The organism is Streptomyces sp. NPDC001787, assembly GCF_040297465.1.
Classification (GTDB): Bacteria; Actinomycetota; Actinomycetes; order Streptomycetales; family Streptomycetaceae; genus Streptomyces.
On record NZ_JBEOZE010000003.1, the window covers coordinates 302,604 to 327,832 of the forward strand.

At 69.8% G+C, this 25,229-nt stretch carries 22 protein-coding genes and 1 pseudogene; 12 read left to right on the forward strand and 11 right to left on the reverse strand.

Going from position 1 to position 25,229, the window contains the following annotated elements; all coding sequences use genetic code 11:
• Positions 1-34: 34 nt before the first annotated feature.
• Positions 35-487: a GNAT family N-acetyltransferase gene (locus ABT170_RS06325; RefSeq protein ID WP_329944731.1), complete on the reverse strand. Its 453-nt coding sequence runs from the start codon at positions 485-487 to the stop codon at positions 35-37.
• A gap of 75 nt (positions 488-562) precedes the next feature.
• On the opposite strand from ABT170_RS06325, the pseudogene ABT170_RS06330 reads away from it, so the two are divergent.
• A pseudogene (locus tag ABT170_RS06330) lies at positions 563-699 on the forward strand (MFS transporter); the annotation flags it as partial.
• A 56-nt stretch (positions 700-755) separates the two neighbouring features.
• Here the strand turns inward: ABT170_RS06330 and ABT170_RS06335 are convergent.
• The gene (locus ABT170_RS06335) at positions 756-1,640 is read right to left on the reverse strand and encodes a GNAT family N-acetyltransferase (RefSeq protein ID WP_329944732.1); all 885 of its coding nucleotides are present in this window, start codon (positions 1,638-1,640) and stop codon (positions 756-758) included.
• Between the two features lie 5 nt (positions 1,641-1,645).
• A complete protein-coding gene (locus ABT170_RS06340; RefSeq protein ID WP_351864481.1) occupies positions 1,646-2,173 on the reverse strand; it encodes a DUF2269 domain-containing protein in 528 nt (175 codons plus the stop codon).
• On the opposite strand from ABT170_RS06340, the gene ABT170_RS06345 reads away from it, so the two are divergent.
• A complete protein-coding gene (locus tag ABT170_RS06345; protein ID WP_502970479.1) occupies positions 2,126-3,613 on the forward strand; it encodes a globin domain-containing protein in 1,488 nt (495 codons plus the stop codon). The two genes, ABT170_RS06340 and ABT170_RS06345, sit on opposite strands and share 48 nt — an antisense overlap.
• An 84-nt stretch (positions 3,614-3,697) precedes the next feature.
• Here ABT170_RS06345 and ABT170_RS06350 read toward each other — a convergent pair whose 3' ends face one another.
• The 4 genes from ABT170_RS06350 to ABT170_RS06365 all read right to left on the reverse strand — a co-directional run bounded on the left by ABT170_RS06350 (position 3,698) and on the right by ABT170_RS06365 (position 6,914).
• Positions 3,698-4,177, reverse strand: coding sequence for an NUDIX domain-containing protein (locus ABT170_RS06350; protein WP_329944734.1), 480 nt, complete (start codon positions 4,175-4,177; stop codon positions 3,698-3,700).
• A 52-nt stretch (positions 4,178-4,229) separates the two neighbouring features.
• Entirely contained in the window at positions 4,230-5,126 is an 897-nt protein-coding gene (locus tag ABT170_RS06355; protein ID WP_351864488.1) for a LysR family transcriptional regulator, read from the reverse strand.
• 100 nt (positions 5,127-5,226) lie between these two features.
• Positions 5,227-6,450 (reverse strand): cystathionine gamma-lyase, encoded by a 1,224-nt coding sequence (locus ABT170_RS06360; RefSeq protein WP_329944736.1) that lies wholly within the window; start codon positions 6,448-6,450, stop codon positions 5,227-5,229.
• A gap of 86 nt (positions 6,451-6,536) precedes the next feature.
• On the reverse strand, positions 6,537-6,914 hold the full coding sequence (locus ABT170_RS06365) for a phage holin family protein (RefSeq protein ID WP_266922141.1): 378 nt from the start codon (positions 6,912-6,914) through the stop codon (positions 6,537-6,539).
• A 69-nt stretch (positions 6,915-6,983) separates the two neighbouring features.
• Here ABT170_RS06365 and ABT170_RS06370 point away from each other — a divergent pair, with 69 nt between their 5' ends.
• From ABT170_RS06370 to ABT170_RS06385, 4 genes are all read left to right on the forward strand, one after another.
• On the forward strand, positions 6,984-7,301 hold the full coding sequence (locus tag ABT170_RS06370) for a cupin domain-containing protein (protein ID WP_266922140.1): 318 nt from the start codon (positions 6,984-6,986) through the stop codon (positions 7,299-7,301).
• Between the two features lie 126 nt (positions 7,302-7,427).
• Positions 7,428-7,640, forward strand: a complete 213-nt coding sequence (locus ABT170_RS06375; protein WP_266927630.1) for a DUF5326 family protein — start codon at positions 7,428-7,430, stop codon at positions 7,638-7,640.
• A 286-nt stretch (positions 7,641-7,926) separates the two neighbouring features.
• A complete protein-coding gene (locus ABT170_RS06380) occupies positions 7,927-8,697 on the forward strand; it encodes an IclR family transcriptional regulator (RefSeq protein ID WP_329944738.1) in 771 nt (256 codons plus the stop codon).
• Between the two features lie 101 nt (positions 8,698-8,798).
• Positions 8,799-9,236 carry an SsgA family sporulation/cell division regulator gene (locus ABT170_RS06385; RefSeq protein WP_266922139.1) on the forward strand — a complete coding sequence of 146 codons (438 nt, stop codon included), beginning with the start codon at positions 8,799-8,801 and terminating at the stop codon, positions 9,234-9,236.
• A 163-nt stretch (positions 9,237-9,399) separates the two neighbouring features.
• Here the strand turns inward: ABT170_RS06385 and ABT170_RS06390 are convergent, their stop codons facing one another.
• Positions 9,400-10,731, reverse strand: a complete 1,332-nt coding sequence (locus tag ABT170_RS06390) for a YibE/F family protein (RefSeq protein ID WP_329944739.1) — start codon at positions 10,729-10,731, stop codon at positions 9,400-9,402.
• A gap of 197 nt (positions 10,732-10,928) precedes the next feature.
• Between ABT170_RS06390 and thiC the strand changes: the two genes are divergently transcribed.
• Together thiC and ABT170_RS06400 are read left to right on the forward strand one after the other, a co-directional pair.
• Positions 10,929-12,749 carry a phosphomethylpyrimidine synthase ThiC gene (thiC, locus tag ABT170_RS06395; protein ID WP_351864495.1) on the forward strand — a complete coding sequence of 607 codons (1,821 nt, stop codon included), beginning with the start codon at positions 10,929-10,931 and terminating at the stop codon, positions 12,747-12,749.
• Between the two features lie 323 nt (positions 12,750-13,072).
• Entirely contained in the window at positions 13,073-13,429 is a 357-nt protein-coding gene (locus ABT170_RS06400) for a DUF805 domain-containing protein (RefSeq protein ID WP_329944741.1), read from the forward strand.
• A gap of 166 nt (positions 13,430-13,595) precedes the next feature.
• Here the strand turns inward: ABT170_RS06400 and ABT170_RS06405 are convergent, their stop codons facing one another.
• The 3 genes from ABT170_RS06405 to ABT170_RS06415 all read right to left on the reverse strand — a co-directional run bounded on the left by ABT170_RS06405 (position 13,596) and on the right by ABT170_RS06415 (position 16,974).
• Positions 13,596-14,447, reverse strand: coding sequence for a hypothetical protein (locus ABT170_RS06405; RefSeq protein ID WP_351864498.1), 852 nt, complete (start codon positions 14,445-14,447; stop codon positions 13,596-13,598).
• A gap of 181 nt (positions 14,448-14,628) precedes the next feature.
• Positions 14,629-15,702 carry a metallophosphoesterase gene (locus ABT170_RS06410; RefSeq protein WP_443034340.1) on the reverse strand — a complete coding sequence of 358 codons (1,074 nt, stop codon included), beginning with the start codon at positions 15,700-15,702 and terminating at the stop codon, positions 14,629-14,631.
• A gap of 159 nt (positions 15,703-15,861) precedes the next feature.
• Positions 15,862-16,974: a LacI family DNA-binding transcriptional regulator gene (locus ABT170_RS06415; protein ID WP_329944744.1), complete on the reverse strand. Its 1,113-nt coding sequence runs from the start codon at positions 16,972-16,974 to the stop codon at positions 15,862-15,864.
• Positions 16,975-17,331: 357 nt separating this feature from the next.
• Between ABT170_RS06415 and hisC the strand changes: the two genes are divergently transcribed.
• The 4 genes from hisC (at position 17,332) to cydD (ending at position 25,094) form a co-directional block, all read left to right on the forward strand.
• Positions 17,332-18,411, forward strand: a complete 1,080-nt coding sequence (hisC, locus tag ABT170_RS06420) for a histidinol-phosphate transaminase (RefSeq protein ID WP_329944745.1) — start codon at positions 17,332-17,334, stop codon at positions 18,409-18,411.
• 447 nt (positions 18,412-18,858) lie between these two features.
• Positions 18,859-20,370 carry a cytochrome ubiquinol oxidase subunit I gene (locus ABT170_RS06425; protein WP_329944746.1) on the forward strand — a complete coding sequence of 504 codons (1,512 nt, stop codon included), beginning with the start codon at positions 18,859-18,861 and terminating at the stop codon, positions 20,368-20,370.
• An 18-nt stretch (positions 20,371-20,388) separates the two neighbouring features.
• Positions 20,389-21,390 (forward strand): cytochrome d ubiquinol oxidase subunit II, encoded by a 1,002-nt coding sequence (cydB, locus tag ABT170_RS06430; RefSeq protein ID WP_329944747.1) that lies wholly within the window; start codon positions 20,389-20,391, stop codon positions 21,388-21,390.
• 95 nt (positions 21,391-21,485) lie between these two features.
• Positions 21,486-25,094, forward strand: a complete 3,609-nt coding sequence (cydD, locus tag ABT170_RS06435) for a thiol reductant ABC exporter subunit CydD (RefSeq protein ID WP_351864504.1) — start codon at positions 21,486-21,488, stop codon at positions 25,092-25,094.
• The last annotated feature ends 135 nt before the right edge of the window (positions 25,095-25,229 follow it).

Here is a 25,229-nt window from a genome sequence, read left to right on the forward strand (position 1 = left end):
GAAACACGCACCCCGCCCGGCCCGGACGGCCCGGTCAGAGTGCCAGCTTGAAGCCCACATGGCTGGCCGTGAACCCGAGCCGCTCGTAGAAGCGATGCGCGTCGGTACGGGTGACATCCGAGGTCAGCTGCACCAGCTGGCATTCCTGCCGCCGTGATTCGTCCACCGCCCACTGGATCAGCCGGGTTCCGAGACCGCTGCCGCGCTCGTCGCCGTGGATACGGACACCCTCGATGATCGAGCGGGTGGCTCCACGCCGGGACAGCCCGGGGACGACCGTCAGTTGCAGGGTCCCGACGACGCGGTCCTCGCGTACGGCGACGACGAGATGCTGGTTCGGGTCCTCGTCCAGCCGCTGGAACGCGGCCCGGTACGGGGCCAGATCGTCGGGCGATTCGCGCTGGGCGCCGAGCGGGTCGTCGGCGAGCATGGCCACGACGGCCGGGAGGTCAGTGAGGACGGCAGGGCGTATCTCAAGATCACTCATGATCGGCAGAATACGCAGCCTGCCGTGCTGCACGGGGACCTTCCGTCCTTCGACCGCCCGACGCGCGGTGCCGGACTGCTCACGATGGCGATGACCGTCCTGGGCTTCGGCGGAGTCCTCGCCGAATCACCCGCATCACCCCGATGATGACCGGGCCCGCTGGACACTCCACATCGTCCGTCACCTGGCCGCTGGTCCTCTTCGGGCTCGGCACGACACACCGCCACCCGGCCCTACCGGACGGGTGGCACCGCAAGTCCGCGCGGTGTCAGCCCGTTGCCACGGTCAGCGGGGCGAACCGGCGGGTCCAGTCCCCCGGCAGGTCATGGCTCCCGTACGTCATCACAGCCGTACGGGAGCCCGGCCGCAGGCCGTGCTCCTCGAACCAGTCCAGCAGTTCCTCGTGGCGCGCGTCGATGTCCGCCCGCAGCGGACGGTCCGTCGTCGCGGCCAGCGAGGCGACGAGAGCCGTGGCCGTGGCCGTGTCGCGTGCGATCAGCGGGCCGACCACATGCGCGTTCCCGCTGGGCCAGAGCGCCGCGTAGCCGACGAGTTCGCCTTCGGCCTCCGCGACCCGGAGCCTGTCGGAGAAGGCCGGGAGCCGGGCGAGCATATGCGTCCGGTCGGTCCCGAAGACCGTGTGGTCCAGCCGGATCATCGTCTGAAGGTCGTCGGCCGCGGCCGGGCGGGTGGTCACGGACGCCGCAGCCGCGGCATCGTACGCGTCACCGCGCGGGAGGAACTGTCCGGCGACGCGGTTCGACCAGCCCACGAGCCCGAAGCCGAGCTGTTCGTAGAGAGGCTGTCCCTGCGCTGTCGCGTACAGCGAGAGCGGCGTGCCGTCGGCGACCTCGATGACATGCTCCATCAGCCTGCGCGCGACGCCCTGCCTGGTGTGGCGCCCGGCGACGAGCAGCATGCCGATGGCGGCGAGCCGAGGTCCGTACGAGGTCACCACACAGGCCGCCACGAGACCTTTGCCGCCGGGGTCGTCGATGCCGTATCCCGTACCGGCGGAGAGCAGCAGGCCCCATCGGGGCTCATCGCGTGGCCAGCCGCGGTCCTCGCAGAGATCCGCGCAGGCGACCAGGTCTTCCCGGGTGAGACGCCGGATGGGCAGTTCGGCGAGCGGCCGGGGCTGTGGGCGGTGCATAGAGGTCAGGCTGTCCGACGCGATGATCGCCCGTCCACCCCTTTGACGGAACTCGCCGAGACGCGCAGCCGTCGGCCGCGCCGGGTCGGCCCCCAGGGCTTGAGCACCGAGACGGCGGTGATGAAGAGATAGGTCGCCGTGGCCACCGCAGGTGCGACGACCAGATCGATGTCCACGGTGCCGCTCGCCGCGGCGTGGTTGATCCCGGGGCGCAGAGAGAAGATCGACAGCCCCGCTGTGATGAGGGTCAGCCAGAACTTCGTCCAGACCCAGCGATGGCGCGCCAGTCCCCATGGGGTGCCGAGGGCGAGGACCAGGCCGCTGAGAAGCGCGAGAAGGGCCACGGGGACGAGCAGCCAGTCCCCGAAGATCTTCATGGCGCGGGTGGCCGCCTCGGCGGTCGTGGCGTCACCCGTGAGGAAGGCCGTGAGACCGAGGGTCAGCAGACCGACGGTGAGGCCGAGCCAGCTCACGGAGACGGCGATATGGGCGACGAGGAGACCTCGGCGAACGGGACGCTTGAGTGGTTTCACGTGAAACACGATGCCGAGCCAGAGGCCAGGGGGCGTCTGCCGCGGGGAGTATCCGTCGATACTGGCCTCGGAGTACGAACCGCTGCCCTCGGCTCCCATGTGTGCGGGGGCTACCCGCACGGCCAGGGGGCAGGAGAGCCTGAACCGTCAGGTACTCCACAGTCCCGCCCGGTACTCCGCGCTGCGGATCCGGCCATCAGCAGACGTTCGAGGCGAGGCACAGATATGGACGCTCCGGCCACCACATCGGCCGACACCACCGGGACCGGCGGACCCACGGGGACACGCGGACCCACGGCGCCCTCCCCGTCAGCCGATGCGGTCCTGATCCACCGCACTCTCGCGGAGGTCGGGCCCGTCGCCGACCGGGCCACCTCGTACTTCTACGCCCTGCTGTTCATCCGGCACCCGGAGCTGCGGGACCTGTTCCCGGTGGCGATGGACATCCAGCGCGACCGTCTGTTCCGGGCGATCCTCACCGCTGCCGGCCTGCTGGACGAACAGGAGGCGCTCGTCGAGTACCTCGGCGGGCTGGGGCGCGGCCACCGGAAGTACGGCACACGCAGCGCGCACTATCCCGCCGTCGGTGAGGCCCTGCTGGGAGCCCTGAGCCGCTACGCGCTCACCACCTGGGACGGCGAGACCGAGGCGGCCTGGGTGCGTGCCTACACCGGGATCTCGCAGATCATGATCGACGCGGCTGCCGAGGACGAGAGGCGGGCGCCCGACTGGTGGCAGGCGGAGGTGGTCTCGCACGAGCGGAGAACGACGGACATAGCGGTGCTCACCGTCCGTCCCGACCAGCCCTATCCGTTTCTGGCCGGGCAGTACACGGCCCTGGAGACGCCCTGGTGGCCCCGAATATGGCGGCACTACTCGTTCGCGTCGGCTCCCCGGAGGGACGGACTGCTCTCGTTCCACGTCAGGGCGGTTCCGGCGGGCTGGGTGTCCAACGCGCTGGTGCACCGTGCCCGGCCGGGCGACATCCTGCGGCTGGGGGCGCCGACGGGTTCGATGACGGTCGACCACACCACGCACCACGGCCTTCTCTGTCTGGGCGGCGGTACGGGCATCGCGCCCATCAGGGCACTGGTCGAGGACGTCGCCGAATGCGGTGACCGGCGTCCGGTCGAGGTCTTCTACGGGGCGCGCAGCGAACGCGACCTCTATGACATCGGCACGATGATGCGCCTCCAGCGGACCCACCCGTGGCTCACGGTCCACCCGGTGGTGCCCGGAGGACCGGGTCGGGGAACGACGGGACTGCTGCCCGACGCGGTGCGGGAGGCCGGTCCATGGAGGGGGTACGAGGCCTTTCTGTCCGGCCCGCCGGGGATGATCCGCAGCGGCGTGGAGGTGCTCAGGGGCATCGGCCTGCCCGCCGAGCGCATACGCCACGACGCGGTCGAGGAACTGACGGCGGTCTCACCATCGCCCTGAAGCCCTGAAGCCCTGAAGCCCTGAAGCCCTGAAGCCCTGAAGCCCTGAAGCCCCGTGCCCCTGTGCCCGGCGTCGGCCGGTGTGTCAGCCGAGGTCCGATGCGTGCATGGCCCGTACACCCTCGATGTTGCCGTCCAGATAGTGCCGCAGCGACAGCGGCACGAGATGGACCGCCGCGATCCCGACCCTGCTGAACGGCACCCGGACGATCTCGTACTCCCCACAGGGGTCGTCGATCTCGGGGCCGTGGCGTCGTGACGGGTCCATCGACTCCAGCCGGCAGACGAAGAAGTGCTGGACCTTCACTCCCGTCACCCCGCCGTCCGCGATGTGCTCGACGGTGTCGACGAAACACGGCACCACATCGACGATCTTGGCGCCGAGCTCTTCGTCGACCTCGCGGTGCAGGGCGTCCACCACGGTCGCGTCCTCCGGTTCGACTCCGCCGCCGGGCGTCAGCCAGTACGGATCCACCCCCGGCTTGGTGCGCTTGATGAGGACGAGGTCCTCGCCGTCGAGCAGGATGGCGCGTGCGGTGCGCTTGACCACAGGACGTTCGGTCATGGCAAGAGCGTGGCCCGGGAAACGCGTTCCGAAACTCCCCGGGCCCGCCGGGTCACCAGGCGACGGCAGCACGCACCAGCGATTCGTGTGCCCGCGCGAGGTGCGGCAGGGCGAGTGTGCCGGTCCGTACGGCGAGGAAGTACGTCCGCAGCGGTGGCACCGGAGGATCGAGCAGGGCCACGACCTCGCCCCGCTCCAGTGCCCGCTCGCAGAGGTAGCGCGGCAGGACGGCGAGCCCGGCACCCGCCACCGCGCACTCCAGGACCGCCCGCAGATCCGGAGCGACGACGGCGGCGGACGCGGCGGGCGGGCTCTCGAAGACGGCGGCCCAGTAGCGGGAGACCAGCGGAAGGCTCTCGTGCACCTCGATCACAGGCAGCTGCTCCAGCACCACGGGGCCCTTGTGGCGCAGTGTCCCGGGTCCCAGCCGTCCGGCCCAGCGCGGTGCGGCCACCAGGACGTGTTCCTCGTCGCAGAGGGCGGTCGAGGTGAGCAGCCCACCGCGCGGCCGGGCCGTGGTGATGGCCAGGTCATGATGGCCCGCGGCCAGGCCCTCCAGCGTCTCTTCGGCGTTCGGGACGAAGGAGCTGCGCAGGGCGAGGCCCTGCGAGACCAGTGGTGTCAGCGCCGGCAGCGCGCGTACGGAGGTGAACTCCGGCGGACCGGCCAGATGCAGGGTGCGTACGCCCGACTCCTCGTCGAGCCCGGTCTCGGCGATCTCGATCAGCGCGTCCAGATGGGGAGCCGCCCGGTGGGCGAGTTCGTCGCCGATGCTGGTCGGGGTGACTCCACGGGCCCTGCGCAGGAAGAGGGGGCGGCCCAGCTGCCGCTCCAGGGTGCGGATCTGCGAGGTGACGGCGGGCTGGGAGAGCCCCAGGAGCGCTGCGGCCCGGGTGAAGGAGCCGGCCCGGTGCACGGTGACGAACGTGCGGAGCAGGGCCAGGTCCATGTCCGTCCCCTCCCAGCCGTGCACCGTGTGGATCCGGACAACGATAGATTTGTCGATAGGTCGCTGCCGCTACTGTGATTGGACACTGACGCAGAGTCAACTAGCCTTGTCCAGACGGTTCTTCGCGCGGAGAACCGGGGCGGTCCGAGCCACGAGGGGGGAGGCTCGGACCGCCGGTCGACGCTCTGCCACCGGGTCCTCGGCGCACCGCCTCGTCCAGTGCCCGCTCCACATCGGCCAGCAGGTCCTCCGGGTCCTCCGCGCCGACCGAGAAGCGGATGAAGCCTTCCGGTACCGCGTCGCCGCCCCACCGGCCCCGGCGTTCGGCCGTGGAGCGCACCCCGCCGAAGCTCGTCGCGTCGTCCACCAGCCGCAGCCCGGCCAGGAAGCGCTCGGCGGTCTCCCGGTCGGCCAGCACGAACGAGACCACGGAACCGAAGCGCCGCATCTGCCGCACGGCGTTGGGGTACGAGGGGTCGCCGGGCAGTCCCGGATACCGCAGCCCGGTCACCTCCGGACGCTCGCCCAGGGCCTCGGCGAGCGCGAGCGCGGTGGTGCACTGCCGGTCGATCCGCAGGTGCAGGGTGGCCAGCGAGCGGTGCGCGAGCCATGCCTCCATGGGCCCCGGAATCGCTCCGACGACCTTGCGCCAGCGCCGTACCCCTGCCGACAGCCGGGGATCACGGCAGGTCACATGGCCGAGGAGGAGGTCGCCGTGTCCGGTCATGCCCTTGGTGTCACTGGCCACCGAGAAGTCGGCGCCCAGTTCCAGCGGTCGCTGGCCGAGCGGGGTGGCCAGGGTGTTGTCGACGGCGACCAGCGCGCCCGCCGCGTGCGCGGCATCGACGAGCCGTCGTACGTCGCAGACATCGAGGCCCGGGTTGGACGGGGTCTCGATCCACAGGAGCCCGGCGCCGTCCAGGACGGCGAGCTGGGCGTCGCCTCCCGTCGGCGCGGTCCGTACCCCGACGCCGTAGGCCTCCAGCTGTTCACGCACCAGTGGCAGCGCCTGGTAGCCGTCGTCCGGCAGCACCACGGTGTCACCCGTGCGCGTCTGGGACAGCAGCACCGCCGAGACGGCCGCCATTCCGGAGGCGAACACCGTGGTTTCGACGTCCTCCCCCGGCGCCTCCAGCTCGCCGATGGCCCGCTCCAGATGGGTCCACGTCGGGTTGGAGTCCCGGCCGTAGGTGTACGGGCCGACCGGTTCGCCGGACAGATGGAAGTGCGCGGCGAAGACCGGACCGGGCAGGGTGGGTTCGTACTGCTCCGGTTCGGGAAGCCCCGCCCGTACCGCCCGTGTCCCGTCGCCCATCGTGCTCATGCTGATTCCTCGCTTCTCTCCCCGGCCTCACCGGTCCGCCCAGCACTGTTCCAGGTGACCCGGAGCGGGCTTCGGCGGCCCCTCGGTCAGTCCTCTTCGGGCAGGACCACGTTGAGTGCCCAGGACACGACGGAGATGATCAGGCCGCCGAGTACGGCGGTCCAGAACCCGTCGACATGGAAACTGAGATCGAACAGGCCGGCCAGCCATGAGGTCAGCATCAGCATCAGGGCATTGACGACCAGGGTGATCAGCCCGAGCGTCAGGATGAACAGCGGGAACGTGAGCAGCTTCACCACGGGCTTGACGAGGAAGTTCACCAGCCCGAAGAGCAGAGCCACCACGATCAGGGTGAGCGCCTTGCGCCCGGTGCTCCCTCCGTCGAGCGTGATGTCCTGGACCAGCCAGATGGCCACGGCCAGCGCACCCGCGTTGGCGATCGTCTTGACTAGGAAATTCTTCATGTGTCTGATCGTGGCAGACACGATCGGTGGCCGACACCGGCACAACAGGCACAAAGGGGCGGACGGGCCATGAAGGCATTCAGACTGGACGAGCTGGAGGCGGAGCGGGCCGCCAACGACGGTGCGTATCTTCAGTTCGTGCGGGAGCGCAATATGTCCGTCGGCCTGTACGCGCTGAACGCCGGTGAGCTCGACCCCCAGCAGCCGCACCAGCAGGACGAGGTGTACTTCGTCGTCAGCGGCCGGGCGGCGATCACGGTCGGCATGGAGACGACCCCGGTCGGCCGGGGAAGCGTCGTGTACGTCCCCGCCGGGGTGGCCCACAAGTTCCACCACATCACCGAGGACCTGAGGGTGATGGTGGTCTTCTCACCGCCCGAGAGCTGAGCCCGGAACCCCGGGTTCCCTAGGGGTTCGATCAGGGGACTCCAAGGGCTGCGGAGCCCCCGCCGGGCCACCTCGCGCCTCTAGCATCGAGGCAGGAACTCACAGAGACGAGGTAGAGCGATGGCCGTGCGGGAGATATTCGCGGGGATGCCGTGGTGGGTGAAGTGGGTCGCGGTGCCCGTCATCGCGATCGTCGTGTTCGGCGGGCTCATCGCCAGCGTGGTCGGATTCGTCATCGGCCTGCTCTTCAAGGTGCTGGTCTTCGTCGTCCTGGTGGGCGGTGTCGTCTTCATCGTCCGGAAGTTCATGTCGTCGTCCTCGTCGCGCGGCGACTGGTAGGAACGCGGGCGCCGCGCGGCGGCAGGCGCGGCACAGGTCCGATGAACACGCAGAGCGACGACGGTTAGGCCAGCTGAGCTAAGTCCCCCAGGAAACCGCATCCCGAAACGGGCGGTACGGATACAGTGGGGTACCGCTGCCGCCATCTGGGATGTAACCGTCCGTCACCACCCTGACCAGTGGTTTGTATGACAGTCCGTTTGCCGGACCCCAGGATCGCGGCAGGCCCGTGGGGGCGGCCCCCACGGGAGGGCTGACCGCCCGTCACCATGCCTGGGGGTGACCTTTGACCACGGCAACGAATGCCGCTGTCCCGACGCTGATCGGTTCGGTTCAGCGGGCGCTGAGGCTGCTGGAGGCTGTGGGCACCCATCGGGACGGGGCACCAGCGAAGCAGCTTGCGCGGGAGGCGGGCCTTCCGCTTCCCACCGCGTACCACCTGCTGCGCACCCTGACCCATGAGGGCTATCTCCGCAGGGAGAAAGGTGTCTTCGTCTTCGGCGCGGCCGCCGAGAAACTGACCGGGCTGCCGGCGGTGCAGAATCGTCGCAGCTCCGTCACCGACTCGCTCGCGCATCTGCGCGACGTGATCGGCGCCCCGGTGTACTGCGCCGTCTACCGCGAGGGCGAGATCGAACTCATCGCGGTCGCGGACACCCCGGCCGCCCCCGCCGTGAACGAGTGGGCCGCGTTCCGGGAGACGGGGCACGCGCATGCGATCGGCCAGTGTCTGCTGAGCCAGCTGGACGAGAAGGCCCGCGAGGAACATCTCGACCGCCATCCGGTCCAACCGCTCACCCGTTACTCAGTGCGAGATCGTGAGTCGCTTCTTGAGCGGTTCAGAACGATGGAGCGTACGGAACCTGTCATCGAGCGACAGGAGTACGCACTGGGCACGGTCTGCGCCGCCATCCCGATCACCGCGGGTTCCACGGTCGCCGCAGTGGCCATTTCCTTACCCCTTGACCAGGAAGATCGGTTGCTCCCCGCAGTCGAACAGCTACGTGGCGAAGTGACGAGCCTCTTGCGTTCGTTCGTGTTCTCTATCAGTATCTGAAAAATCACTCCTTGTGATCTGCTATCGCGTGCACCACGATGGCGTCAATAGGGCCATGGGGGATCATTCCTGGCCAGTTTCATCTACTGCGGGGTTGAACGATGCGCGAGTCGGTTCAAGCAGAGGTCATGATGAGCTTCCTCGTCTCCGAGGAGCTCTCTTTCCGAATTCCGGTGGAGCTCAGGTACGAGGTCGGTGATCCGTACGCGATCCGAATGACGTTCCACTTGCCTGGCGACGCCCCTGTGACCTGGGCGTTCGGCCGTGAGTTGCTGTTGGACGGTCTGAACAGTCCCAGTGGGGACGGTGATGTGCACATCGGGCCGACCGAGCCCGAAGGGCTGAGCGATGTGCACATCCGTTTGCAGGTCGGCGCGGACCGCGCTTTGTTCCGGGCCGGCACGGCGCCCCTCGTGGCGTTCCTCGACCGGACGGACAAGCTGGTGCCGCTGGGGCAGGAGCACACGCTGGGTGACTTCGACGGAAACCTCGAAGAGGCGCTCGGCCGGATCCTCGCCGAGGAACAGAACGCCGGTTGAGGCGGACGGGTCCCTTGCCGGTTCAGGAGAGCGGCGCGACGCCTGCCCAGGAGCGGCGCGGCGTCCGAGGGAAGAAGCGGGGTGGTTGTCGCCGGCGGAAGCGAGGTGTCGGTTGAAGCGCGGTTGAGCGCCGGTTGAGCGGGTGGTACGCGGTTGTTCGCGGTCATGCCTTGCGACGACGGCCTCTCCCGGTCCGTACGGGTGCAGGAGCTCCGGCTTCCGCGCCGAGCCCTGTGCGGTCCGCGGAGACGACCAGAGCGGCGAGCACCGTGGTCACCGGTACCGAGGCGACCAGTCCGATCGATCCGACCAGCGTCCGGACGATCTCCTCAGCCACCAGCTCGCTGTTGGCGACCGATCCCACACTGCTCTGCGCGATGGTGAAGAGCAGCAGCAGCGGCAGCGCCGCGCCCGCGTAGGCGAGCACCAGGGTGTTGACGACCGAGGCGATGTGGTCCCTTCCGATACGGATCCCTGCCCGGTACAGCGCCCGCCAACCCATCCGCGGGTCCGCCTGGTGCAGTTCCCAGACGGCCGAGGTCTGGGTGACGGTCACATCGTCGAGCACGCCGAGCGAACCGATGATGATCCCGGCCAGCAGCAGGCCGCTCATGTCGATGTCCGGGTACAGGCCGTGGATGAGGCCGGTGTTGTCGTCGGTGTTGCCCGTCAGGCTCGCCCAGCCGATGAAGAGCGAGCCGAGCAGCCCGATCAGCAGCAGCGAGATCAGGGTGCCGATGACCGCGACGGACGTACGGGCCGTCAGCCCGTGGCACATGTAGAGGGCTGCCAGCATGATGGCGCTGGCCCCGATCACCGCGACGACCAGGGGATTCGACCCCTGAAGGATCGCCGGCAGGATGAACAGGGTCAGTACGGCGAACGACACGGCGAGCGCCACCAGCGCCATCACCCCGCGCAGTCTGCCCACGACGACGACCGCGAGGGCGAAGATCCCGGCCAGCAGAGCCATCGGGACCGTGCGGTCCACATCGATGACCGAGTACTGGAGGTCGTGCGGCGCGTCGGGCGCGTACGCCACGACGACGCCCTGTCCCTCGCGCAGCTGACGGGGAGCGTCGGGCTGGATCACCTCGACGAACTTCCGGCCCTTGTCGTTGCCGGTGGTCACCTCGATCGTGGCCTTCGCGCACTGCCCCGACCGCTCGTTGACCGCTTCCCGCCCGGACGGGGTGGAGGTGCCCCCGGTCGGCGGCACCTGTGCGGCGTTGACGTCCTTGCAGTCGACCTTGTCGACCCGCACCACCGTGCCCTCCTGGGTCTGCCGGTCGAAGCCGACGCCGGTGCGCTCGTGCGCCGGGACGCCGCCGGGCCAGAAGGCCACGAGACCGACGACGACCGCGGTGGCGAAGGGGATCAGTACGGCCGCGATGACCTTGCGCAGATGCTTGGAGACGGGCGCGGCGGGGCCGTGACTGTGCGAGTGGCCATGTGCGTGGCCCTGGGATGCGGGGTCGCTTTGGGGGGAAGTCACGGGGCGATCATCGCAAGAACGGGAGGGGGCCTCTGTTCAGCTCGCCCGGGAGGACGCTAGCGTGGTGGCACCTTTGCACACGCGGGAGCTCGGAGCACCGGGCTGAGAGGACGCTGATCTCCGTACATCTGTACGGGACATGCTGCGTCGACCGCCGAACCTGTTACCGGGTAATGCCGGCGTAGGGAGTAGGTCTCATGACCACATCGGACGCACGCACGCCTGCCTCGAAGCGGAATGACCAGGAAGCGCAGAATGTGCGCGCCGGTCAGGACGCAGTGAACGACGAGGCCGGGAAGTCCATCGGCTGGCACAAGGGATACGTCCAGGGCTCGCGCCCGGACCTCCGGGTGCCGGTCCGTCAGGTGCACCTCACCAACGGCAACGACGTGACGCTCTACGACACCTCGGGGCCGTACACCGATCCGTCCGTCGACACCGATGTCCGCCGCGGGCTCGTACCGCTGCGGGAGAACTGGATCATCGCCCGCGGCGACACCGAGGAGTACGCCGGCCGTCCGGCCCGCCCCGAGGACGACGGACTCAAGCACACCTCGCCGCGTGGCGGACTGCGCAACCTCGACGCCGTCTTCCCGGGCCGCCCGCGCCAGCCGCGCCGCAGCCGGGACGGCCGGCCCGTCACCCAGCTCGCGTACGCCAGGCGGGGCGAGATCACTCCCGAGATGGAGTACGTCGCGATCCGGGAGAACGTCGAGCCCGAGGTCGTACGCCAGGAGATCGCCGCGGGCCGGGCGGTGCTGCCCGCCAACGTCAATCACCCGGAGATCGAGCCGATGATCATCGGCAAGCGGTTCCTGGTGAAGGTCAACGCCAACATCGGCAACTCGGCGGTCACCTCCTCCATCGAGGAGGAGGTGGACAAGATGACCTGGGCCACCCGGTGGGGCGCCGACACGGTCATGGATCTCTCCACGGGGCGCAACATCCACACCACCCGTGAGTGGGTGCTGCGCAACTCCCCGGTGCCGATCGGCACCGTCCCCCTCTACCAGGCCCTGGAAAAGGTCGACGGCCGGGCGGAGGAGCTGAGCTGGGAGATCTACAAGGACACCGTCATCGAGCAGGCCGAGCAGGGTGTCGACTACATGACGGTGCACGCCGGCGTGCGTCTGGCGTACGTCCCGCTGACCGCCCGCCGCAAGACCGGCATCGTCTCCCGGGGCGGATCGATCATGGCGGCCTGGTGTCTCGCGCACCACAAGGAGTCGTTCCTGTACGAGCGCTTCGAGGAACTGTGCGAGATCCTCGCGGCGTACGACGTGACGTACTCGCTGGGGGACGGTCTGCGCCCCGGCTCGATCGCCGACGCCAACGACGAGGCGCAGTTCGCCGAACTGCGCACGCTGGGCGAGCTGAACACGATCGCCAAGCGGTTCGGTGTGCAGACGATGATCGAGGGGCCGGGCCATGTCCCGATGCACCGGATCAAGGAGAACATCGATCTCCAGCAGGAGATCTGCGAGGAGGCGCCGTTCTACACGCTCGGCCCGCTGACCACCGATGTCGCCCCGGCGTACGACCACATCACCTCCGGCATCGGCGCGGCGATGATCGCCTGGTGGGGCACGGCGATGCTCTGCTACGTCACGCCCAAGGAGCACCTGGGGCTGCCCAACCGGGACGATGTGAAGACCGGGGTGATCACCTACAAGATCGCCGCCCATGCGGCGGACCTCGCCAAGGGGCATCCGGGGGCGCAGGACTGGGACGACGCGCTGTCGGACGCGCGTTTCGAGTTCCGCTGGGAGGACCAGTTCAATCTGGCCCTCGACCCGGTCACGGCGCGGGAGTTCCATGACGAGACGCTGCCCGCCGAGCCGGCCAAGACGGCGCACTTCTGCTCGATGTGCGGGCCGAAGTTCTGCTCGATGAAGATCTCGCAGGACATCCGGCGCGAGCACGGGGGCTCGCGGACGGAGATCGAGGCGGGGATGGCGGAGAAGTCGAAGGAGTTCGCGGCGGCCGGGAACCGGGTCTATCTGCCGATCGCGGACTGACGGACGGCCGGGTCTCCGACGGCGTACGGGCGGCATGAACGGCGCTGTTCCGGGCGGTCTCCCGCCGGGAACAGCGCCGTTCTCCGCGTGCGGAGAACCGCAACGTTTGTCTTGTACGTGACATTTGAGCCGGTCGGTGTCCATCCGGCCCGGTTTTTCATGCAGGTTGAGCGACGGTATGGACACGGTAGTGCTGCAGCTGGATGTACGTTCCGCCGAGGGTCCGCCAAAGCTTGACCGTCTCCTTATCTGTGCCTTACTTTCCGGCATGCCTGGCCGAAAAATGTGAGCCCTCGCACGGGGGGCCCGGGGAGGGAATCACCATGAACTGGTACCTGGACGTACTCAAGAACTACGCAGGCTTCAGCGGTCGCGCGCGCCGCAAGGAGTACTGGATGTTCGTGCTCTTCAACTTCATCGCGGCCGTGGTCCTGATGGCCATCGGTGCGGCGATAGGCACGCAGGTCCCGTACTACATCTACATCGTCGCCGTCATCGTCCCGTCGCTCGCCGTCATGGTGCGCCGTCTGCACGACACCGGCCGCTCGGGCTGGTGGATCCTGATCTCGCTCGTCCCGCTGGTCGGCGGCATCATCCTGCTCGTCTTCCTGGCCACCGAGGGCAAGTACGAGGCGAACGAGTACGGCGCCAACCCGAAGCTGTCGCCGCAGGGCGTCTGATTCTCACCGCTCCGGTGCCGTTACGGGCCGGAGCACCGCACGGGCCGGGTGCAGCGCGAGCTGCCCCGGCCCTTGCCGTGTCCGACGCGCCGGGGACCGCCCGTGCGCGAGTACTCCCCGGGGCGCGCGGACGCTGTGTCCGGGAGGACTTCCGCGTGCGGGAGCGTCACTCCGGCTGGTGCTCGGGGCCGCCGAAGTCCGGACTGGTGAAATCCGGGCTCGTGAACGTCGGCCTCGGGCCCGCCGCGGGGCCGCCCTCCGGACCGGAGAAGTCCGGCCTGCTGTAGCCGATCCTGGGGATGCGGTTCGGGGAGCGGTGCGGGGTCCGTGCCGCGGGGCCTGCCGTGGGATCGGCCAGGGCGTCCCGCAGGAACGGCAGGATGCCGCGCTCCAGCAGGGCGTGGCGCCAGGCCTCCCGGGCCCGTGCGATCTCTTCCGGAAGCTCCTGCTCCTCGTTCTCGGCGGAGAGCGAGGTCGCCCCGTTGCGCAGGGCCGTGATCAGCAGCCCCACGGCGGCGACGAGGATGGCCGCGGCGGCGGCCGCCGCGAAGAACCAGCCGGCCGTGACCATCGTGCCGGCGAACGCGAGGGACGGGCTGACGGCCTTCAGCAGATAGCCGACCAGCAGGAAGATCGCCGCCGCCGTGCCCGCCAGGACCGGGGCCAGGACGGTGACGACCGCGCCTATGCCCGCGCCCGTACGCGCGGTCCCGTCCGCCCCCGCGCCGCCGGGGGCGTGGTCCTGGCCCTGCTCGTCGTCCGGGTCCAGGTCCGCCGCGCCGGTGGGCCTGCGCAGCTCACCGCGGGCGCGCACATAGTGGTCGTACTCGGTGGCGGCGGCCTCGGTGATCAGGTCCGTCGCGTTCAGCGCCATGGTGCGCAGCTGTTCCGTGTTGAGACGGTCCCCGACGCCGTCCAGATCCGGGCGTTCATGAGCGTGGCGCAGTGCGTCGCCCAGGATCCGCTCGTACTCGGGTCGATCCTCGGCCAGCAGGTGCGGAGCGCTATTCATGTGCATCCCCCGATGCTCCGTAGGGCCTGACTGCCGTGTGGACCGGGCGATCGGGCGGAAACGGAGGAGAGCCTGCTACTGATACGCCGATGGTAGAGCGCCCACGGCACGGGGTGACAGGGGGTTTCCGTAAATAGGCCCGGTGATCGGAGCGGTCAGGTCGATGATGCGTCTTCCCCGGCAGCCGTCAGTCATGCAGGGGGAGTTGGACCACCAGAAGCTTTCCGGCCATGGTCACTCCGCCGTCCATGGCGATGGCGAGCCCGTCCGCGTAGACATGCGGGCCGGTCACGAGCGGACCCGCGCCGCTCTCGCCGTCCTCCGGGCCGACCTCGCCGAGCAGATACGGAATGGGGCTGTGACCATGGACGACGCGCTGTCCGCCGTACGTCGACATGAGCTCGCGCACCGCCTGCGCACCGCCCTCGTCGCGGAAGGCGAACCGCTTGGTGAGCTTGCGGAAGAGGTCCCAGCACTCGTCGGCGTCGTTGCGCGTGAGAATGGCGTGGACTGTGTCGTTGACGTCCTCGATGGTGGACCCGTAGTCGAGGTAGGCCGTCGTGTCGGAGTGCATCAGCAGATGCCCGTCCTCCTCGACGACCGCGTCGAGCCGGGACATCCACTGGAGGTGGACGTCCTGGAGCCGCTCCATGTCGGTCTTCTGGCCGCCGTTGAGCAGCCAGGCCGCCTGGAAGGTGGCGGTGCCGGCCCCGGAGTTGACCGGGGTGTCGGCGAACCGCTTGGCGCCGATCAGCAGGAGTTCGTGGTTGCCCATCAGGGCCTTGCAGTAGCCGCCGGCGGCCGCGGCCTCGGCGGAGAGCCGCATGACGAGGTCGATGACGCCGATGCCGTCGGGCCCGCGGTCCGTGAAGTCGCCGAGGAACCAGAGCCGGGCGTTGCCCGCGGTCCAGTTGCCGTCGGCGTCGACGAGACCCTGTTCGGCGAGGGCGGCCAGCAGCTCGTCCAGATAGCCGTGGACGTCCCCGACGACGTACAGCGGGCCGCGCTCCGACTCCGTGGCACTCCGCGGGGCCGGCGCGGCCTGCACCTGGACCGTGTCGCCGCGCTTGATGACGGGAAGGTCGCGCTCGGTGGGCGTGTAGCCCTCCGGCGGCTCCTGGCCCAGCACGGCGTTGCCGGGGTGCGGTGGGTGCTGGGGCACGGGTGTCCGCGCGTACGGAGGTACGCGGAAGTCGCGCAACGTCGCCGTCCGCACCACGGGTTCCTGACCGGCCCCCTGAGTCATCGACCCCTCCACCACCGTCGCGCCGCCGTACACCTGACGGGCCGTGCCTGGTAGAGGTGGTCCGCGGTGTCGTGCGCCCATCATAGGAATGCGGATCGTGCTGTGTGACGCACCAGGGGTGGTGAATCCGGGCGCACTCACGGTTCACCCGCCGTTTGGTCCGAAATAGTACGATCAGTCCCCGCTGGGAGATCGTGGCGGGCTGACCGTGGTGCGCGGCGGACGGCGTTGCGAGGAGGTCCGGACGATGAGCTCCGTCGGTATCACCTGCTCCACCGGACCGTCGTGCTCGACGCCTTCGATGGCGTCGATGAGGAGCTGGACGACCGCCGTGCCGATGCGGCGAGGCTTGAGCGAGAGCGTCGTGATGGGCGGTTCGGTGCTCGCGTAGACCGTGGACTCGCTGCAGCAGACCAGCAGCAGGTCCTCCGGGACCCGCAGACCGTAGCGGCGGGCGGCCGCCAGCAGATCGGTCCCGTTGGGGTCGAAGAGCCCGTACACGGCGTCCGGCCGGTCCGGGCGGGCGAGGAGGCGGTCGGCGGCGACCGCGCCCGCGCAGGGGTCGTGGGCCGGGTAGGACTCGTAGACCGGGTCCTGGCCCACCCGCTCGCACCAGTGGAGATACGCGGTGGTGGACAGCCGGGTGTACGTGTCGGTGGTGGTGCCGGTCAGCAGGCCGATGCGGCGCGCCCCGGCGGCGGCGAGGTGGTCCAGGAGGTCGAGCACGGCGGCCCGGTGGTCGTTGTCGACCCAGGCGGTGACCGGAAGCGTACCGGCCGGGCGGCCGTCCGAGACGACGGGCAGGCCCTGGCGGACGAGCTCGGTGACGACCGGGTCCTGGTCGGAGGGGTCGATGACGACGGTGCCGTCGAGCGCGACGTTCGACCAGACGTCGTGGCGGGAGGTGGCGGGGAGGATGACGAGGGCGTACCCGCGGTCGAGGGCCGCGGAGGTCGCGGCTCTGGCCATCTCCGCGAAGTAGGCGAATTCGGTGAAGGTGAAAGGTTCATTCCCGTACGTGGTCACGGTCAGGCCGATCAGGCCGGATCTGCCCGTACGGAGGGTTCGGGCCGCGGCGGACGGGCGATAGCCCAGGCGCTCTGCGACCTCTCGGACATGGCGGCGGGTGGCGTCCGGGAGCCTGCCCTTGCCGTTGAGCGCGTCGGAGACGGTCGTGATCGAGACCCCGGCCGCGGCGGCCACATCACGGATCCCCGCTCGTCCCGGCCGGCCGTTGCGCCGGGGTGTCTCCGTCCGGCTCACCTGGTGCTTCCCTGCTGCTGTCATGGCGAGCCGATAGTAGGGCTCCGGAGGGCGGTCGGTCCGGTCGCATATGCACGCGTTGACAGGCACGTTTCTGCATGGTCATCCGCAACCAAATACCTTGCAAATCAAGGGTGTTGGCCGCCTGGGCGTAAGTGTGTCATGTGTGGACCGGTGTGGGCCTCATAAATGTTCGATGTTTCGAAGAGGTCTCAACTCACCTCTTCGGGGGACGCGCGCCACGGAGTGAGCCACCGGCGCGCGCCAGGACGGGAAACGCTCCCCCCAGGAAACGATTCCTCGCTCCGCCATTCGCAGGGGCGCCCCATCCTCATAAGGTGAGCAGTATTGATCCGTACTGATGGCCTAGGAGGACCTGCGGTGAGCGAGACGAGCCCCAAGCTGCGTGCTGCGCTGGACGGTGTTCCCGCCTATGTGCCGGGCAAGCCGGCCGCTGCGGACGGACCGGTCGCCTTCAAGCTGTCCTCCAACGAGAATCCGTATCCGCCGCTGCCCGGCGTGCTGGAGTCCACCCTTGCCGCGGCCGAGCGGTTCAACCGGTACCCGGACATGGCGTGCACCGGCCTGATGAACGAGCTGGCGAACCGTTTCGGTGTCCCGCTCGCGCACCTGGCCACGGGCACGGGTTCGGTCGGTGTGGCGCAGCAGCTTCTCCAGGCCACCTCGGGCCCCGGCGACGAGGTCATCTACGCCTGGCGCTCGTTCGAGGCGTACCCGATCATCACCCAGGTCAGCGGGGCGACCTCGGTGAAGGTGCCGCTGACCGACGGTGAGGTGCACGACCTCGACGCGATGGCGGACGCGATCACCGACCGGACCCGGCTGATCTTCGTCTGCAACCCGAACAACCCGACCGGCACCGCCGTGCGCCGGGCCGAGCTGGAACGGTTCCTGGACCGGGTGCCGGGCGATGTGCTCGTGGTCCTCGACGAGGCGTACAAGGAGTTCGTCCGTGACGTCGAGGTGCCGGACGGCATCGAGATCTACCGGGACCGGCCCAATGTGGCGGTGCTGCGGACCTTCTCCAAGGCGTACGGCCTCGCGGGGCTCAGGGTCGGGTTCGCGGTGGCCCACGAGCCGGTGGCCGCCGCGCTGCGGAAGACGGCCGTCCCGTTCGGTGTCAGCCAGCTCGCGCAGGACGCCGCGGTCGCCTCGCTGCGGGCCGAGGACGAACTGCTGGGACGGGTCGGCACTCTGGTCGGCGAGCGCTCCAGGGTGTACGAGGGACTGGTGGGGCAGGGGTGGACCGTTCCGGAGTCCCAGGCCAACTTCGTCTGGCTGCGGCTCGGTGAGCGCACGGCCGACTTCGCCGCGGCCTGTGAGCGGGCCGGTGTGGTCGTGCGCCCGTTCGCGGGCGAGGGGGTGCGGGTCACGGTCGGCGAGAGCGAGGCGAACGACCTGTTCCTGAAGGTCGCGGAGGAGTACCGCGGCCGGCTGTAGGCCGAGCCCCGGCGCGGGGCGGACGTGCCGCGGGAGCGGCCGTGCCGCGGGAGCGGCCGTGCCCCGGCGGCGGGACGGACGCTGTGCGTGCCGGTGGCCCCGGACCTCGATCGGTGAGGTCCGGGGCCACCGTGCTGTCCGGGGCCACCGTGCTGCCCGGGACCGCTGAGCCGTCCGCGGCCACCGGGTCGTCCGGGATCACCGCCCGGCCCGGGATCACCGCCCTGTCCGGGGCCACCGTGCTGTCCGGGCATCTGGGTGGATTGGGGCCGGGATCATGCCGAAAGCCCGAAGAGGGGTACCCCGCACGAAGGTCCCGAAAGTCTGTGCGCCATAATGCTTGTGAATGTGAACGCGTTCACAAGCGTGTCCCGGTTCATCCCCTGTTTTGTGGGATTAAAGGGGCAAACTGCGGCTGTGACCACGGCGACCTAAGGAGAAGACGACGTGGACCTAGCTCTGGCGCCGGAGACCCTGGCGCGATGGCAGTTCGGCATTACCACCGTCTACCACTTCTTGTTCGTTCCGCTGACGATCTCGCTCGCCGCGCTCACCGCCGGCCTGCAGACCGCATGGGTCCGGACGAGCAACGAGAAGTACCTCAGGGCCACCAAGTTCTGGGGCAAGCTCTTCCTGATCAACATCGCCATGGGTGTGGTCACCGGCATCGTCCAGGAGTTCCAGTTCGGGATGAACTGGTCCGACTACTCGCGGTTCGTCGGCGACATCTTCGGTGCACCGCTCGCCTTCGAGGCGCTGATCGCGTTCTTCTTCGAGTCCACCTTCATCGGGCTGTGGATCTTCGGCTGGGACAAGCTGCCGAAGAAGATCCACCTCGCCTGCATCTGGATGGTCTCGATCGGCACGATCCTCTCCGCGTTCTTCATCCTGGCGGCCAACTCCTGGATGCAGCACCCGGTCGGCTACCGCATCAATGAGGAACGCGGTCGCGCCGAGCTCACCGACTTCTGGCACGTGCTCACGCAGAACACGGCGCTCACCCAGTTCTTCCACACCATCACGGCCGCCTTCCTCGTCGGTGGCGCCTTCATGGTCGGCATCGCGGCCTTCCACCTGGCGCGCAAGAAGCACATCCCGGTGATGCGCACCTCGCTGCGGCTGGGCCTGGTCACGGTCGTGATCGCCGGGCTGCTCACCGCCGTCAGCGGCGACCTGCTGGGCAAGGTGATGTTCAAGCAGCAGCCGATGAAGATGGCTGCGGCCGAGGCGCTGTGGGACGGCCAGAACGCCGCGCCCTTCTCGGTCTTCGCGTACGGGGACGTCAGCAAGGGCCACAACTCCGTGGAGATCTCGATCCCGGGGATACTGTCCTTCCTCGCGGACGACGACTTCAACTCGTACGTCCCCGGCATCAACGACATCAACAAGGCCGAGCAGGAGAAGTTCGGGCCCGGCGACTACCGGCCGAACATCCCCGTCGCCTTCTGGAGCTTCCGCTGGATGATCGGCTTCGGGATGGCGTCCTTCGCCCTCGGCATCCTGGGGCTGTGGCTGACCCGGAAGAAGTTCATGCTGCCACCGGGGATGCGCACCGGTGAGGACGAGGTGCCGCATCTGGTCCTGTTCAAGAACAAGGCGCTGAGCCCCAAGCTCACCAAGCTCTACTGGATCGTCGCGCTCTGGACCCTGCTCTTCCCGCTGATCGCCAACTCCTGGGGCTGGATCTTCACCGAGATGGGGCGTCAGCCCTGGGTCGTCTACGGCGTCCTCCAGACCCGTGACGCGGTCTCCCCCGGTGTCTCGCAGGGCGAGGTGCTCACATCGATGATCGTCTTCACCCTGCTCTACGCGGTGCTCGCCGTGATCGAGGTCAAGCTGCTCGTGAAGTACATCAAGGCCGGACCGCCGGAACTCACGGAATCCGACCTCAACCCGCCCGCCAAGATCGGCGGCCACGACCATGACGACGCCGACCGGCCCATGGCCTTCTCCTACTGAGAGCAGAGGAGCTGAGAGATGGAACTCCACGACGTCTGGTTCGTGCTCATCGCCGTCCTCTGGATCGGCTACTTCTTCCTGGAGGGATTCGACTTCGGCATCGGAGTCCTCACCAAGCTGCTGGCCCGCGACCGCAAGGAGCGGCGGGTCCTGATCAACACGATCGGGCCCGTCTGGGACGGCAACGAGGTCTGGCTGCTCTCCGCGGGCGGCGCGACCTTCGCGGCCTTCCCGGAGTGGTACGCCACCCTCTTCTCCGGGTTCTACCTGCCGCTGCTGATCATCCTGCTGTGCCTGATCGTGCGCGGGGTCGCCTTCGAGTACCGCGCCAAGCGGCCCGAGGAGCGGTGGCAGACCAACTGGGAGAACGCGATCTTCTGGACCTCGCTGATTCCCGCACTGCTGTGGGGAGTGGCGTTCGGAAACATCGTGCGCGGCGTCAAGATCGACGCCGACATGGAGTACGTCGGGAACTTCTGGGACCTGCTCAACCCGTACTCCATCCTCGGCGGACTGGTCACGCTCTTCCTGTTCACCTTCCACGGCGCGGTGTTCGCCGCGCTCAAGACGGTCGGGGACATCCGGACGCGGGCGCGCAAGCTCGCTCTGAAGCTGGGCCTGGTCACCGCGGTGCTCGCGCTGGGCTTCCTGATCTGGACGCAGGCGGACAACGGCGACGGCTGGAGCCTGCTCGCGATGATCATCGCCGTGCTGGCGCTGGTCGGCGCGATCGGCGCCATCGCGGCGGGACGCGAGGGCTGGTCGTTCGCGCTCTCGGGAGTGACGATCACCGCGGCGGTCGCGATGCTCTTCCTGACGCTCTTCCCGAACGTCATGCCGTCCTCGCTGAACGACGCCTGGAATCTCACGGTCACCAACGCCTCGTCCAGCCCGTACACCCTGAAGATCATGACCTGGTGCGCCGGGATCGCGACGCCCGTGGTGCTGATGTATCAGGGGTGGACGTACTGGGTGTTCCGCAAGCGCATCGGCACCCAGCACATCGCCGACGCGCACTGATGTACCCGCATGAACGTGTGCGTGTGCACGGACGTACCGATGCGTAGGTACGTGTACGTGTCGACGCGCACCGAGCCCTCTGGGGGATGTTTCACGTGAAACCGATCGACCCGCGCCTGCTCCGGTACGCCAGGGCCACCCGCTTCTTCCTGGCGGCCGTGGTGGCACTCGGACTTGTCGGTGCGACGCTGGTGATCGCCCAGGCCATGCTCATCGCCGAGGTGGTGGTGGGCGGATTCGAAGGCCGGATGACGGTCTCCGAACTCCGCACGCCACTGCTTCTGCTCGCCGCGGTCGCGCTGGGGCGGGCGCTCGTCGCCTGGCTCACCGAACTGGCCGCGTACCGGGCGAGCGCGGCGGTCAAGTCCGAACTGCGCGGCAGGCTCCTGGAACGGGCCACTCGGCTCGGGCCCGGCTGGCTGAGCGGCGAGCGCACCGGCTCCCTGGTGGCGCTGGCCACCCGCGGGGTGGACGCCCTCGACGACTACTTCGCCCGCTATCTGCCGCAGCTCGGACTCGCGGTGGTCGTGCCGGTGGCGGTCCTGGCGAGGATCGTCACCGAGGACTGGGTGTCGGCCGCGATCATCGTGGTCACGCTGCCGCTCATTCCGCTGTTCATGATCCTGATCGGCTGGGCCACCCAGTCCAGCATGGACCGTCAGTGGCAGCTGCTCTCCCGGCTGTCCGGGCACTTCCTGGACGTGGTCGCCGGGCTGCCGACCCTCAAGGTCTTCGGGCGGGCCAAGGCGCAGGCGGAAGCGATCCGCACGATCACGTCGCAGTACCGCCGGGCCACCATGCGGACGCTGCGGATCGCGTTCCTGTCCTCCTTCGCCCTGGAGCTGCTGGCCACGCTGTCGGTGGCGCTCGTCGCCGTCACCATCGGTATGCGGCTCGTCCACGGTGAACTCGACCTCTACACCGGACTGGTGGTCCTGATCCTCGCGCCCGAGGCCTATCTGCCGATCCGGCAGGTGGGGGCGCAGTACCACGCGGCGGCGGAGGGCCTCTCGGCCGCCGAGGAGATCTTCGCGGTCCTGGAGACCGAACCGCGGGCCGACGGCACACAGGCCGTCCCCGCATCGCTGCGTCTGGAGCTGGAGGACGTGACGGTCCGGCACGGCGACCGCGGCGAACCCTCGCTCGACGCCGCGTCCCTGGTCGTCGAGCCGGGGGAGACCGTCGCCCTGGTCGGCCCGAGCGGCATCGGCAAGTCCACCCTCCTCCATGTGGTGCTGGGCTTCGCGGTGCCCGACGAGGGGCGGGTACGGGTCGGTGGCACCGATCTCGCGGAGCTCTCCCCCGAGCGCTGGCGCGAACGGATCGCCTGGGTGCCTCAGCGCCCGCACCTCTTCGCGGGCACGATCGCCGAGAACGTACGTCTGGCCCGGCCGGACGCGGACGACGAGGCCGTGGCGGCGGCACTGCGGGACGCCGGGGCGTACGACTTCGTCGCGGAGCTGCCCGAAGGGGCGGGGACGCCGCTGGGCGAGGACGGTGCCGGGCTCTCGGCCGGCCAGCGTCAGCGCCTCGCCCTCGCGCGGGCGTTCCTCGCCGACCGGCCGCTGCTGCTGCTCGACGAGCCGACCGCGAGCCTGGACGGCGAGACGGAGGCGGGCATCGTCGAGGCCGTACGGCGGCTGGCGGCCGGGCGGACCGTGCTGCTGGTGGTGCACCGCCCGGCGCTGCTGGCGGTCGCCGACCGCGTGGTGACGCTGGAGCCCAGGGAGCCCCGGGAGCGGTCCGCCGCGGCCGTCGGCGAGGAGCCCGGGAAGCGGTCCGCCGCGCCCGCAGAGGGGACGGCGGACGCCGCTTCGGCCCTCCCGCAGCGGCGCCCCGCCGGTACCGAGCCGCTCACCGCCGTCGCCCCGGGGGATCTCCTCGAACCCGTGCTGCGCGACACCGCGCCCCGGCCCGGCGGCCGGGTGCTGGCCCGGGTCCGGGAGGCCGCCGGCGCGCGCCGCGGACAGCTGGCGCTCGCCCTGCTGCTGGGCAGCCTGGCCGTGGGTTCGGCCGTCGGCCTCATGGCCGTCTCCGGCTGGCTGATCTCCCGCGCCTCCGAGCAGCCCCCCGTGCTCTATCTGATGGTCGCCGTCACCGCGACCCGCGCCTTCGGCATCGGCCGGGCCGTCTTCCGCTACGCGGAGCGGCTCGTCTCCCACGACGCGGTGCTCAGGATGCTCGCCGAACTGCGGGTGGCCGTGTACCGCGGACTGGAGCGCATCGCGCCCGCCGGTCTGCGCACGACGCGCCGCGGCGACCTGCTGTCCCGGCTCGTCGCCGACGTGGACGCGCTCCAGGACTACTGGCTGCGCTGGCTGCTGCCCGTGGGGACCGCGGTCGTCGTCGGAGCCGCGGCGGCCGGCTTCACCGGCTGGCTGCTCCCGGAGGCGGGCGTGGTGCTCGCCGTCGGACTGCTGCTCGCCGGAGTGGGCGTACCGCTGGTCAGCGGCGCCTGCGCCCGGCACGCGGAACGTCAACTCGCCCCCGCCCGTGCCGCGCTGGCCACCCGCGTCACCGATCTGCTCGGCGGCACGGCCGAACTGACCGTCGCCGGGGCGCTGCCCCGCCGCCACACACGGGTGCGCGAGGCCGACGGTCTGCTCACCCGGATCGCCTCCCGGGCCGCCGCCGCGACCGCGCTCGGCAGCGGGCTCTCCGCCCTGATCTGCGGCCTCACCGTGGTGGCCGCCGCCCTCGTCGCCGTACCCGCGGTGTACGACGGACGCCTGGAGGGCGTCGCGCTCGCGGTGGTGGTGCTCACCCCGCTCGCCGCCTTCGAGGCCGTGGCCGGACTGCCGCTCGCCTTGCAGTACCGCCAGCGGGTCCGCCGGAGCGCGGAGCGGGTGTACGAGGTGCTCGACGCCCCCGTACCGGTGCGGGAGCCCGTGAGCCCGGCACAGCCGCCCTCCTCGCCCTTCCCGCTGGAGGTACGGGGGCTGACGGCCAGGTACGCGGGGGCCGGGCGGAACGCCCTGGAGTCCGTCGACCTGACCCTGGTGCCCGGCAGGCGGGTGGCCGTCGTCGGGCCCTCGGGTGCGGGCAAGACCACGCTGGCCCAGGTTCTGCTCCGCTTCCTGGACGCGCGGGAGGGGACGTACCGGATCGGCGGGACCGACGCCTTCGAGCTGGACGGGGACACGGTCCGCGCGTCCGTCGGGCTGTGCGCCCAGGACGCCCATGTCTTCGACAGTTCCATCCGCGAGAACCTGCGCCTGGCCCGGACCGGTGCGACCGAAGCCGAGCTGCGCGACGCCCTGGCCGGGGCCCGGCTGCTGGACTGGGCCGAGGCGCTGCCGGAGGGGCTGGACACCCTGGTGGGCGAACACGGCGCCCGGCTCTCGGGCGGGCAGCGCCAGCGGCTCGCGCTGGCCCGTGCGCTGCTCGCCGACTTCCCCGTGCTCGTCCTCGACGAACCCGCCGAACACCTCGATCTGGCCACCGCGGACGCCCTGACCGCCGACCTGCTGGCCGCGACCCGGGGGCGGACGACCGTGCTGATCACCCATCGCATCGAGGGCCTGGACGCCGTCGACGAGGTGCTGGTCATGGACATGGGCCGGGTGGTGCAGCGTGGCCCGTACGACGATCTCGTGGCCCAGGACGGGCCGCTGCGCCGCATGCTGGAGCGCGAGCGGGAGACGACGGTGGCGGAAGGGGCGGCGCGCGAGGCCGCGCGGGAGAGCGTGGGGAGCAGCCGGTAGCCGGGGCTCCGGGGCTGAAGGGCTGAGGGCTCAGGGGCCCGGCGACTCAGGGGCCCGGCGCACGGGGGACCTGGGTCTCAGGGGCCCGGTACGGACGCGCTTGCGGGCGTCACGCCGAGAGGTGTGGCGCCCGTA

Coding starts and splice junctions, on each gene's coding strand:
- ABT170_RS06325 (WP_329944731.1), bottom strand. CDS start 487: ATGAGTGATCTTGAGATACGCCCTGCCGTCCTCACTGACCTCCCGGCC.
- ABT170_RS06335 (WP_329944732.1), bottom strand. CDS start 1,640: ATGCACCGCCCACAGCCCCGGCCGCTCGCCGAACTGCCCATCCGGCGT.
- ABT170_RS06345 (WP_502970479.1), top strand. CDS start 2,126: ATGGGCGACGAGGAGACCTCGGCGAACGGGACGCTTGAGTGGTTTCAC.
- ABT170_RS06350 (WP_329944734.1), bottom strand. CDS start 4,177: ATGACCGAACGTCCTGTGGTCAAGCGCACCGCACGCGCCATCCTGCTC.
- ABT170_RS06355 (WP_351864488.1), bottom strand. CDS start 5,126: ATGGACCTGGCCCTGCTCCGCACGTTCGTCACCGTGCACCGGGCCGGC.
- ABT170_RS06360 (WP_329944736.1), bottom strand. CDS start 6,450: ATGAGCACGATGGGCGACGGGACACGGGCGGTACGGGCGGGGCTTCCC.
- ABT170_RS06365 (WP_266922141.1), bottom strand. CDS start 6,914: ATGAAGAATTTCCTAGTCAAGACGATCGCCAACGCGGGTGCGCTGGCC.
- ABT170_RS06370 (WP_266922140.1), top strand. CDS start 6,984: ATGAAGGCATTCAGACTGGACGAGCTGGAGGCGGAGCGGGCCGCCAAC.
- ABT170_RS06385 (WP_266922139.1), top strand. CDS start 8,799: ATGCGCGAGTCGGTTCAAGCAGAGGTCATGATGAGCTTCCTCGTCTCC.
- thiC (WP_351864495.1), top strand. CDS start 10,929: ATGACCACATCGGACGCACGCACGCCTGCCTCGAAGCGGAATGACCAG.
- ABT170_RS06400 (WP_329944741.1), top strand. CDS start 13,073: ATGAACTGGTACCTGGACGTACTCAAGAACTACGCAGGCTTCAGCGGT.
- ABT170_RS06405 (WP_351864498.1), bottom strand. CDS start 14,447: ATGCACATGAATAGCGCTCCGCACCTGCTGGCCGAGGATCGACCCGAG.
- ABT170_RS06415 (WP_329944744.1), bottom strand. CDS start 16,974: ATGACAGCAGCAGGGAAGCACCAGGTGAGCCGGACGGAGACACCCCGG.
- cydB (WP_329944747.1), top strand. CDS start 20,389: ATGGAACTCCACGACGTCTGGTTCGTGCTCATCGCCGTCCTCTGGATC.